This is a genomic window from Adlercreutzia sp. ZJ138 (assembly GCF_011038935.1).
Taxonomy (GTDB): domain Bacteria; phylum Actinomycetota; class Coriobacteriia; order Coriobacteriales; family Eggerthellaceae; genus ZJ141.
Window position 1 is genome coordinate 19,616 of sequence record NZ_JAAKEA010000017.1, and the last position, 11,788, is coordinate 31,403.

Genomic DNA, 11,788 nt, shown 5'->3' on the forward strand with positions numbered 1-11,788 from the left:
ACCGTTGCCCCTGCTGCCTACAGCGCAAACTCATACATGACAAGATCGACCGTACCCAGATCGTCGTAGAACACCGGAAAGGTGCCTACACGCGTAAACCCGCACGTTTCGTACAGGCGCTGACCACGCACGTTGGTAGTAAAGGTGTCTAAGCGCAACGCACGCGCACCCTGCTCGCGCGCTGCACAAATGGCGGCTTTCACCAGCTGTTTTGCAAAACCGCGACCATGATAAGCGGGTAGCGTTGCCACCACGTGCAACACCAGCACCTCACCCGGCGCGGCGGGCACAAGCCACGGCACGCTGTCATATCCTGGGGCGCCTTCGCGGTTCATCACCAGCGCGCATACCACCGACCCATCGCTCAGCACGCCCAACAGCACCTCACCTGCGGCAACTGACGCACGCAGAAACTCCGACGAAGGGTGCACGTCGTGTTTCCACAGTACATCGAAATCGGTGCCCGCCATCTGATCAATCATTTGCGTATAGAAATCTAACACGCGCTCGGTGTCGCCTGCCCGAGCGACGCGCAGCGTCAGTTCGCCGTCCATGCCTGCGCTCCCATCAACTCAATCGCGCTTTCACGCAAGGAGAAAGTTTATCACGTGTTTGTGCAGCGCAGAGGCGACACGCGCAGATGTCAGCGACGCGCAGAAGGTGTCCTGTCATTTCCCACGGGTTAGCCAGGAATAGATAGCACGGGACAACGGGGACGTAGGCAGCGTTACCGCCGTGAGGAAGCGAACGGCTCGAAGCTTGACATCTGGTCGGCGGCGGGAATGTGCACAATAAAGACGCTACCCTTCCCCATTTCGCTTTCCACCTCAATGGTGCCGTTATGGTAGAGCACCGCATGCTTTGCAATAGCCAAGCCCAAACCTGTTCCGCCCGTTTCTTTCGAACGGCTTTTCTCCATGCGATAGAAGCGCTCGAACACCTTATCGCGCGCCTCGGGAGGAATGCCCGGGCCTGTGTCGCGTACGCGCACCACTGCCTGCCGCTGCGCGCCGCACGCACCCGACGTTGCAGCTACGCGCCCGTGTGACATTTGGGCTGCTTGTTGGGGGGAAAGCCTCAAATCGGCCGAGGCGAACGCATCGGCTACCCATTCCTCACACACCGTTACCTGAACGTTGCCACCAACGTGGTTGTAGCGAATGCCGTTTTCTATAAGGTTGTACAGCATTTCTTCAAGCAGCGTGCCTTCGCCGAGCACCGTTGCACCTTCGCCGTCTACCGTCACGTTTACGCCGCGCTCGGCAGCAAGCGCCGACAAACGCGCCGCCATGCGCTTGGCGGTTTCCAGCAGATCAACGCGTCCCGCCGCAACGCCGCCAAAGCCAACTTCGTCAAGCCGAGACAACGTGAGCACGTCGTTAATGAGCGAGCGCATGTCTTGCGACTCGTCATAGATAAGGCTCGCGAAACGCGCGGTGTCTTCGGGCGGAACCATGCCAGATCGCATGAGTTCGGCATACCCCGATATCACCTGCAAGGGGGTTTTCATCTCGTGCGACACGTTCGCGGAGAAATCACGCCTCATGCTTTCGGCGCGCGCGAGTTCGTCATTTTGTTCTTTGAGCTGGCGCTGTTGCTCGTCAATTCGTTCGAGCAAGGGAACCATTTCGGAGTAGATGTCATTTTTCAGCGGGTCGGCAAAATCGAGCGCGTCGATGGGACGCATAATGCGTCGCGTGAGCACCTGCGACAGCAGCAGCACCAGCACCACGGCTACCACACTTGCCGCAACCACCGGCCACACCATGCCGCGCGCAAACGCGAACAGCGACTTTCGCATTTCCGATGCGCGCATAACCGATCCGTCATCAAGCAGCACGGCAGCATACACGGTGTCGGTTCGCAGTGTGTCGGAAAAGCGTGTGATTGCCCCTTCGCCTGTGCGCGCCGCATCAAGCACTTCAGGACGGTCGGCATGGTTTGGGAGCTCGCGGGTTTTACCCATGGCACTGTCGTAGAGAACCTCGCCATCTGAAGCGATAAGCGTTAAACGCACCTCACCAGAAAACTGCCCGCTTAAAACCTCGATGCGCTTGGAAGGTTCCACGTTTTCCAAATGAGCGGCAACATCGCGCGTGTAAATGAGCAAGCGTGTTTCGTTGTCGTGCTCAACCAAAGCGTAGTAGATGCAGGTAATAACCAGCGCGGTAACCGCAATAACGCCCACGGTAAACGCCAACACCGTGGCGAAAATCCTCCCCGATAGGCTTTGCGCGCGCTTGGCGTTTTCCATGGCCCGCCGCCTACGCGGGCACTTTCAGGCAGTACCCCACACCGCGAACCGTGGCGATTAACTTGTCGGCTCCTTCACACGCGCTTGCCAGCTTTTGCCGCAGCGTTTGCACGTGCACATCCACTGTACGAGTTTCGCCCACGTACGTAATATCCCACACGTCCTTGAGCAGTTGCGCACGCGTAAGCACGCACCCTCGGTTCTGCATGAGCGCATGCAGCAGATCGAATTCCTTCAGCGTAAGCGTTACCGGCACGCCATCCACCGTAACCGCGTGTGCATCGGGTGAAAGCGCAATGGGCCCCACGCGAAGTTCGCCACGCTGCGAGCCAGCAGACACGCGGGCGCGCCGCAACAGCGCATTTACGCGTGATACAAGCTCCATCATGCCGAAGGGCTTTGCCAGGTAGTCGTCAGCTCCCGCGTCGAGCCCGCATACCTTGTCGTATTCGGTACCCTTAGCAGTAAGCATCATCACCGGCAGCGCCGCCGTGGCAGCGTCAGCTCGCAAGCGGCTTAACACTTCCATGCCATCAACGTCGGGCAGCATGATGTCAAGCAGCACCAAATCGGGAAGGCTGCTTTTGCATGCGACAAAGAACTCATCGGCGTGGGCAAACCCCTGCGCCTCAAAGCCCGCTTGCTTAAGGGCGTACACCGCAAGCTCGCGAATGTTGGTATCATCTTCAACGTAGTAAATCATGCGATTGATTATAGAAGGCTCGCGAACCAAGCGCGAGCCTTCATGCATCAAATTTAAGTAAAGAAGCGCAGCCGTCGGCAAAATCACTGAGCCAACCAGTCGAACAGCCAACTATGCGCCGCGCGGCCGAACTGCCGAGCAGCCTGTCAGCTTATTCGCCGTGCCTTCTAGCAGCTGAACCTCCGAAGCAGCTTAGCCGAAGCGGCCTGCCACGTAGTCGGCAGTGCGGGCGTCGTTCGGCGACGTGAACACCGTGTCGGTATCGCCCGCCTCAACCATTTCACCCAGCAGGAAGAACGCCGTTTTGTCGGAAACGCGCAGCGCTTGCAGCATGTTGTGCGTAACCATGATAACGGTGTAGCTCTTCTTCAGCTCGCCCACCAGCTCTTCGATCTTAGCGGTGGAAATGGGGTCAAGCGCACTCGTGGACTCGTCCATGAGCAGCACCTCGGGGCGCACAGCAAGCGCGCGAGCAATGCACAGACGCTGCTGCTGTCCGCCGGAAAGCCCCAGAGCGTTTTTCTTCAGGCGGTCCTTCAGCTCATCCCAAATGGCAGCATCGCGCAAGCTCTGCTCAACGATGTCGTCAAGGTCAGACTTCTTCCGAATGCCATGCGTACGCGGGCCAAATGCCACGTTGTCGTACACGCTCATCGGAAACGGGTTTGGCTGCTGGAACACCATACCAACGCGACGACGCAGGTTGTTCACGTCAATTTCGCGATAGGCGTCGCTACCATCGAGCGTAATTGAACCCTCAACACGGCAACCCTCAACCAAGTCGTTCATGCGGTTCAGGCTTTTCAGCAGCGTCGACTTGCCGCAGCCCGACGGGCCAATAAGAGCCGTTACCTGGTTTTTCGGGAAGGTGAGGTTTACGCCCTTCAGTGCATGGAAGCTCTTGTAGTACAGGTCAAGGTCGCGCACTTCCATCTTCGAAGCCGTTTCAACGGGCACTGCCGTGTGGGAGAACTCCGACACAGGCGCCGCAAACGCAACGGGCGACTTTCCGGTTTCGGGCACGACGGCGGCATCTGTGCGCTCCATCACCGCATTAGTCATCATCGTTTCCTTTCTTCATCTTCGTGGCCGCAAACGTGGCCAAAAGGTTCAGTCCAACCACCATGATCAGCAGCACAACGGCGGTGGCGTACGTTTCATTCACGTGCAGGCCTTCGCTTGCCAACACGTACATGTGCACCGCCAACGTGCGGCACGAATCAAATACGGCAAATGCGCCCTCGCCCACGAAGTTGGGCACCTGCGCGATGGTTCCAGCCGTGAACAGCAGTGCCGCTACCTCACCCACGCATCGACCAAGCGCCAAAATCACGCCGCCCAAGATGCCAGGAATAGCGGTGGGAAGCACGCAGCGAAACACCGTGCGCAAGTGGCCTGCGCCCAAGCCAAACCCGCCCTCGCGGTAGGCGTCGGGCACTGCCAGCAGCGCCTCTTCGGTCGTGCGCATAACCACCGGCAAAACCATAATAGCCAGCGTGCATGCACCCGACAGAAGCGACAGGTTCCATTGCAGCGCCGTTACGAAGAACAGCATGCCAAACAGGCCATAGATAATGGAGGGAATACCCTGCAGGGTTTCGGTGGTGGTGCGCACCAACTGCACGAAGCGGCTTCCTCGCGGGGCGTATTCCACCAAATACACTGCGCTTCCCACGCCAACGGGCACCGCCATAATCAGCGACAGCCCCGCCATAACCAGCGTACTTACCAGCGCCGGCATAAGCGACACGTTCTCGGAGGTGTACTCCCATTCAAACAGGCTCGGCGTTAAGTAGGGAACACCATTTATCAGAATGTAGCCTACCAAAAACGCCAACACCAGCGCCGTTAAGGCAGCACCTGCGTACACGAGCACACGAAGCAGCGCCGAAACCGTGCGGCGGCGGCGTTCTTGCGCCGCTTCGGCCGCAGCAAACAGGTCGTCTGCTCCATTGCCGCCCGGCACCTGACCACCCGATCCGGAAGAGCCGGCAGCTTCGGGCGCGTATGCGAATTGCGACGTCATTTCACCTCACCTCGTCTCTTGATTGCATTGAACAGCATGGTGATCAGCAGAATGAACACAAACAGCACCACGCCGGTTGCAACAAGCGCTCCACGGTGCAAGTCGGCCGCGTATCCCATTTCCAGAACGATGTTGGCGGTCATGGTACGCACGCCGTCGAAAATGGAACCGGGGATAACCGGCTGGTTGCCTGCCACCATGATTACGGCCATCGTCTCGCCGATGGCGCGGCCCACGCCCAGCACAACTGCCGCCATGATGCCGGAAATTGCCGCCGGAACGATAACGCGGAACACCGAACGCTCATGGTCGGCCCCCAGCGCAAGCGCTCCTTCGTAGTACTTTCGCGGCACGGCGTCAATTGCGCTTTGCGCCACCGTAATAACCGTCGGAAGAATCATGATGCCAAGCAGCAAAGCCGCTGCCAAAAGCGACAAGCCTCGTCCCGGCATGTTCTCGCGAATGAACGGCACGATAACTACCAATCCGAAGAAGCCATACACTACGCTGGGAATGCCGGCCAGAAGCTCAACGCCGGGCTTCAGCGCCGCCGCCACACCGCGGCTCGCGAAGCGCGACAAGAAAATCGCACACAAAAGTCCAGTCGGAACGCCTACGATCATGGCACCCGCTGTTACGTAGATAGAACCCACGATCATCGGGAAGATGCCATACAAGTCGTTCGCCGGACGCCAGGTGCTGCCAAACAGGAATTCAGGCAGCCCAATCTGCGCCATAGCAGGCACGCCGTTGGCGAACAAAAACACGCAGATGAGCACCACTGCAAGCACGGAAACCGCAGCTGCAATGGCGAACAGGGCGCGCGCCAACCCCTCCTTCGCCGCAGATGACGACATGGTTGCTCCTTTCATCGAAGCGATCGGACCCAACAAGCGCCGCCCTTTACGCCATTCAAACAGGCGGCGCACCTTAAGCCAGCCCTCCCTGCAAGCAGTGCGCTCGAGGACACCACTTGCAGGGATGGGCGAACAGGTGCGCCTCCGTGCGCCTTACACGGCGCGGGCAGGCGCTCGATAGGGGCCTTACGCCAATTCGCTCCAATCGGTCACTTCACCGGTGTAGATGCTCTTCACCTGCTCGGAGGTAAGAGCGGCCACAGCAGATTCGGGCGACACGATAACTGCGATGCCATCCTGAGCGATGACAGTCGAAACAACGCCGGATTCCTTCTCGGAGTCCTTCAGCTCACGCGAAGCCATGCCGATGTCGCACGTGCCTTCAACCGTCATGTTCACACCCGTGGTGGAGTCGGACTGCTGCACCTCAACGGTTGCGCCTTCGTTGAGTGCCTCATAAGCCTCGGCCAGCTTCTCCATGACCGGCGTCACCGAAGAGGAACCAGCAACCACGATCTTGCCGCTCACGCCGCTGGGCTCATAGGCCTTCGCCTCGCTGTCGACAGCAATGTAACCAGCCTCTTCCACAACCTTCTGGCCGTCAGCGCTCATGATGAAGTTGATGAAATCCTGAGCCTCTGCGGACAGGCCTTCCTTGGTAACAATGTTGAAGGGGCGAGCAACCTTGTAGTCGCCGCTCTTCACGTTTTCGGGCGTGGCTGCCACGCCGTCGATCTGAACCGCGCGCACGGTGTCATTCAGCGAACCGAGCGAAATGTAACCGATTGCGTTAGGATCGCCTGCAACCGACGTCATCATGACCGAGGTGGAATTGGTGATAGCAGCGCTGGGCGTGGTCATGTCAACCTTCTCGCCCGAAGCATCCTTTTCCTCAATGCCGAACAGCTCAACAAATGCACCGCGAGTTCCCGAACCGTCTTCACGCGAGTACACAGAAATTTCGCCAGCGGCTTCCGCCGGAGTGGCTTCGCCACCCGAGTTCTCGGCGGAATCGCTCCCCTGCGAGCTGCAACCCACGAGGCCGAATGCGCCCATCGCCATTACAGCAGCGAGGACGACTCCCAAAACCTTCTTTTTCATGCTTCTCCCTTCAATCCTCTTGTCAGGGCGGCTTTCACAACCGCCGCATCCATTACGACCACCCCTCGCGGTGGCCGCTATCGCGCGGCTATATTGCGCAGAACACGACATCTCGCGCCCGCACATCCGCATATGACCATGATCGGCGCGACGTATCAGGCTGCCATCACGCAACGGGAAAGGCCGAGTAAAGAAGTGAATGAGAAATGTAAAGTTTTTCAGGAAGGAGCGGTTTATTTTGGCTACCCTACGTTTGTAGGACGACCAGTTATAGTTTCTTTACGGAAGCGAATCCGCCCCGTCGGCTTTGTTCACAGCCGACGGGGCGGATTTCTGGAAAAGGAAGCTTTCAGGGACGCTGGCGATTTACTCCAGCGCGGCGACAATTGCGGACACGTCGGCCAGGTCAACCGGCGTTTCCTCGTGCGTTTCCATGTTGCGCAGGACAGCCGTGCCTGTTGCCAGTTCGTCAGAGCCCAGCGTTATCACATAACGCGCGCCCAGCTTGTTCGCAAGCTTGAACTGACTTTTTAAGCTGCGTGCTTGGTGGTCTTGCTCGGCGGCACGCCCGGCATCGCGCACGGCTTGCACCAGGAAAAACGCTTGCGGCCGCGCCTCGTCGCCTGCGCAAGCCACGAAGAGGTCGCAGGTTCCCGCCCGCGGGAATTCGACGCCCGCCGCCCGCAAGGCCAACACGCACCGCTCAAAGCCCAACGCAAAGCCGAAACCAGGCGTAGCGCGCCCGCCCACTTCTTGGGCCAGCTTGTCGTAGCGCCCGCCGCCACCGATGGCGTTTTGGCTGCCCATGCCTTCGGTTACCTGCACCTCAAACACCGTACGCGTGTAGTAATCGAGTCCGCGTACAAGCTTATGGTCTTCAACATAGGTTAGCCCTGCTGCATCCAGATACGACTTCACCGCTTCGTAGTGATCGCGGCAGCTGTCGCACAGGTGATCGGTAATCTTCGGAGCACCGTCCATTACAGCACGGCAGCCCTCGTTTTTACAATCGAACGCACGCAACGGGTTAATGTCGGCACGACGCAGGCATTCCTCACACAACTGCGTTTCATGCTCGGCCATGTAGGCACGCACGGCTTCACGATACGCCGGACGGCACTCCTCGCAGCCCATGGAGTTCACCAGCAGGCGCGTTGCGGAAACCGGAATGCCCACCGCCTCAAAGAAGCGCATGAGCATGATAATTCCCTCGGCGTCGACGCTGGGCGCTTCGGCCCCCAAGCACTCGATGCCTACCTGGTTGAACTGACGCTGACGGCCTTTCTGCGGGCGCTCGGCTCGAAACATCTGCCCTGCGTACATAAGCTTTGCAGGTGCTGCCCCCTGCGGCACTAAATCGTGCTGCACCACGGCGCGGACCACGCCGGCAGTGCCTTCTGGACGCAAAGACAGGCGGCTTGAGCTTTTCACGCTGCCACCGTCGGTGAGCCGCTTGAGGTTTTCCCCCGAAATGGCAGTGAACATCTCTTTTGACACCACATCGGTAGCCTCGCCGATGCCGCGCACAAACAGCTCGGTTCGCTCAACGATGGGTGTTTCGATGGTCACGTAGCCATAGCGCCCAAACACCTCGGCGGCAGTTGCCTTAAAGCGCGCCCAGAACTCCGCTTCGTCGGGTAGTAGGTCGAACGTTCCTTCGGGAGATTGAATAGCCATAGGTGTTTCCTTCGTTATCAGACATCGTGAACCGGATCATTGTAGCGCTAACCGCTCAGAAAGCAGCACCGCGTTTATGACACGTTGTATGCATTCCGCACCCACATCGCATCTGCGCGTCTAAACCTCCAGCGAGCGCAGCACCGCGGTCAGCGCGTCGTCGGGACGGTAGCGCAACCGCAGCGAAAGCAGGTTGCGAGCAACTAAGAACAGCCCTTCATCCGCCGCGGCGGCAGCTCCCGCACCCAACGCGTCGAGCACACACTCCACCGGAGCAACAGGCACGCCCGCTTGCGCGAGCTCGGCATCGATCTCGTCGCGCTCGGGCATTACCACGCCCGTCTCGTCAAGCAGCTCCTTCAGTTCCGCTGATGACTGCGCGTACACCACCGATGCTGTTTGCATCGACTTCAGGTAGCATGCCGCCCCCACACGGGGTTTTCCCAACCGCCACAGTACGTAGGCAAGTTGGTAGTACGCAACGGCAATATCGTTTGGCTGCGAAGCTATAAGCAACCCGCGCTCGAGCGTTTCCTTCGAGCTTTCCATGTCGCCCACCAGCATATATGCACGGGCGAGCGCACGAAAGCCTACCAACGCAGTAGGCGCGAGCTCGCAGGCGCGCTTGCCGTAGCGCAGTGCGTCGTCCGCGCGCTCGAACGAGTTTTCCAACAAGCTTACCAGGTCGAGGTGGCACAGATAGAACGCGTCACTTGCCAGCACCATCTGCTTGCCAGCATCATCGATGGCTTGCCGACACGCGATACTACCATCGCGGCGCGCCAAGTTGTACAACACGCGCGACGCATACGCATCGAACACACGATGAACGGTAACGGCACCATCAACATAGCCGTCGAGCGCCTCGGCTTCGGTAACTGCGGCAGACAGGATGCTAATTGCTTCCTCTGGCCTTTCTTGCGCAATTGTCCTCGCGCGGTTGAGCGCTACTCGACAGCGGTCTTCTCCGACGAAACTGGCAACCATGGCGTTTTGGTCGGCCATGTCGATGGTTCCGTCCACAAGCCCTGCCATAAGACGGCGACACGCCGCCTGCTGAGCATCGTCACGCGCCGCCTTCGCCTGCGCCTCGGCTTCGCGACATGCGGCTATCGCCTCGGTCACGCTTGCCGTCCCGGCAATGCGGTCGGCGAGACCCTCACCTGCAAGGCGAAGTGTCGATTCGTATTGAATATGCAAGTCGCGCACATTATCGGCACCTAATGCGACAACTGAAGCGGCCGCAAAAGCATCGCCGGCAAGTTCTGGGGCGCGCTTTCTGAATCGCGCCGACGGCAACTCGCGTACCGCATCGAGCGCCGATGACGCCTCGGTGGCAAGTGGCACAGCGCATCGCACGAACAGCGCCTGCGGATCGCCGGCGCGTTCGGCAGCAAATCCATTTTGAGCGTAGTCTCCCCTGTTCAGAGAAACGTTGTAGAGCACATCGCCCGCTATCATATGCTCCGAGACAGGCAAAGAAAAACTCGCTGAAACGGCAGCGGGCGTGGGTACAGCGCCACCCTCGTGCCCTTCTGTCGCCTCTTCTGCGGCATCGTCGACAAACATGCGGGCAGATATCAACACACACTGTACCTGGCTCGATGCCTCGAAAGCGGCAGCAGCCAACAACAGCCCCACATGCATGGCATAGCGCGCAGCCTGAGATGCGCGCTCGGCGTCACCTGCCCACAGCCATCCGCTGCGCGCGGGCGCATCCGCCGCAGCCAAACCAGAGTCAGCGCTGGCAGGAGCTGCACCCACCGACTTCGCCACGCCGTCGCGCCACACCCATTCGGGCATAAACGACGCATCGGGTACCACCAGATCAAGCGCAACCAGACCAGCGGCAACGTCGGCGCGCAAAGACATATCAACACGGAACGGAAGTTTGGCATTCTCAAGTGCCGCGCATACGCCGCGGCGCAACATCCATTCGCCGTTACTGCGCCCAACTGGCGCATCAAACAGCTGGTCAACAACGGGCTGCTGCACGCCCGCTGTTTCGATGAGATACGCGTCCCATCGGGCGCAGTCGACATCGGTTGCTACACTTGCGTTGTCGCCAAACGCGTCTGCAACCAATTTAAAGCGGTTCAGGGCAGCTTCAAGCGCCCAAATTTGCCGCTCAGTTACCGGAGAATCAGAGCTTTCGCTTGCAAGGTAGAAGATGTCGGCGTACTTCGCCGTTCGCACGAGCCGCAACTCGTCATTGGGAACATCAGCAGCATCGAGCTCGGTAAGGCCTGCCGCCTCCAACCATTTCACCAAGCATCGCACCAATGCCGGTGGCTGAAACGCCGGATCGGCGTCGGCCTCGCGCACCAGCGATGCGATAGACCTGAGCGCCTGAAGCCCGGGTTGGTGGCGCAATATGTCAAACACGCTTTCAAGCCCCCGCCCAGGAACGCGCTGTGCACCCAACCAGGGACGATACACAAACGCCAGATACGCACGAGCAAATGCCTCTTCGTAGGACAGATTGGTGCCGTAGCTTTTAAACCCATACCACGAATCGAACATGGAGTAGCGATCATTCACACAGCGATACCGCGCGACATCGGTCTTCTCGCCGCGATCCCATACGTACACGCAGCCCGTCTGCACATCTGGTTCGGGCTGATCCGTAAACTTCGCGAACGACAAATCGGGTTCGCGCGCCGGGGGAGCCTCAATGAACCGGTCTGTTTCAAATACGCGACCGAACGGATCGATATACGCGAGCAGTTTCGCCCTACTTGCGCCAAACGCGTTGCCTCCCATGAAATCGACCACATAACTGCCCCCAGTCGGCGGGCACAAAAGATGCGAAGTGATCACACCGTAGGGCCCTTTCACCGCATCTCGCGCGCGTACTGCTGCAGAAACACCACCGTCGGCACCTGTTTCAGCGATGTCAGCACTGTCAGCGCCCGCATTCGCAATGGGGAGCACCGCACCTTCCAAAATGAAACGCTCCGCCGAAAGCGGCACGTCGATAATGCCCTTTTCGACGGCCGCACCCACGCGCACGCGCGCCGCCGTATCAACCGGCATAGCAGACGTGGCAGGTGTTGCCATCTTCCGATGTTCTATCACCTTACCCAGCATTCTTGAGCGAACCGTCCTATCCTTTGCATGCGCCCGCGCGTTTTGCGCCGGGCAATTCTGTTTGAAGCGTTGTTTTCACA

9 protein-coding genes are annotated in these 11,788 nt (G+C 59.2%); all 9 read right to left on the bottom strand.

Annotation, left to right across the window (positions count from 1 at the left end):
* Window positions 1-17 precede the first annotated feature (17 nt).
* On the bottom strand, window positions 18-554 hold the full coding sequence (locus G7Y43_RS07735; protein ID WP_165045741.1) for a GNAT family N-acetyltransferase: 537 nt from the start codon (window positions 552-554) through the stop codon (window positions 18-20).
* Between the two features lie 173 nt (window positions 555-727).
* The gene (locus G7Y43_RS07740; protein WP_165045743.1) at window positions 728-2,254 is read right to left on the bottom strand and encodes an ATP-binding protein; all 1,527 of its coding nucleotides are present in this window, start codon (window positions 2,252-2,254) and stop codon (window positions 728-730) included.
* Window positions 2,255-2,264: 10 nt separating this feature from the next.
* Window positions 2,265-2,957 carry a response regulator transcription factor gene (locus G7Y43_RS07745; RefSeq protein WP_165045745.1) on the bottom strand — a complete coding sequence of 231 codons (693 nt, stop codon included), beginning with the start codon at window positions 2,955-2,957 and terminating at the stop codon, window positions 2,265-2,267.
* 192 nt (window positions 2,958-3,149) lie between these two features.
* Entirely contained in the window at window positions 3,150-3,890 is a 741-nt protein-coding gene (gene pstB, locus G7Y43_RS07750; protein ID WP_241158205.1) for a phosphate ABC transporter ATP-binding protein PstB, read from the bottom strand.
* Between the two features lie 121 nt (window positions 3,891-4,011).
* On the bottom strand, window positions 4,012-4,983 hold the full coding sequence (gene pstA, locus G7Y43_RS07755; RefSeq protein WP_165045747.1) for a phosphate ABC transporter permease PstA: 972 nt from the start codon (window positions 4,981-4,983) through the stop codon (window positions 4,012-4,014).
* Window positions 4,980-5,840, bottom strand: a complete 861-nt coding sequence (pstC, locus tag G7Y43_RS07760) for a phosphate ABC transporter permease subunit PstC (protein ID WP_165045749.1) — start codon at window positions 5,838-5,840, stop codon at window positions 4,980-4,982. Before pstC ends, pstA begins: the two co-directional genes overlap by 4 nt.
* Window positions 5,841-6,026: 186 nt before the next feature.
* On the bottom strand, window positions 6,027-6,941 hold the full coding sequence (locus G7Y43_RS07765; protein ID WP_165045750.1) for a substrate-binding domain-containing protein: 915 nt from the start codon (window positions 6,939-6,941) through the stop codon (window positions 6,027-6,029).
* A 366-nt stretch (window positions 6,942-7,307) separates the two neighbouring features.
* Window positions 7,308-8,618 (bottom strand): histidine--tRNA ligase, encoded by a 1,311-nt coding sequence (hisS, locus tag G7Y43_RS07770; protein WP_165045752.1) that lies wholly within the window; start codon window positions 8,616-8,618, stop codon window positions 7,308-7,310.
* A gap of 120 nt (window positions 8,619-8,738) precedes the next feature.
* Window positions 8,739-11,696 (bottom strand): hypothetical protein, encoded by a 2,958-nt coding sequence (locus tag G7Y43_RS07775; RefSeq protein WP_241158200.1) that lies wholly within the window; start codon window positions 11,694-11,696, stop codon window positions 8,739-8,741.
* Between the last annotated feature and the right edge of the window lie 92 nt (window positions 11,697-11,788).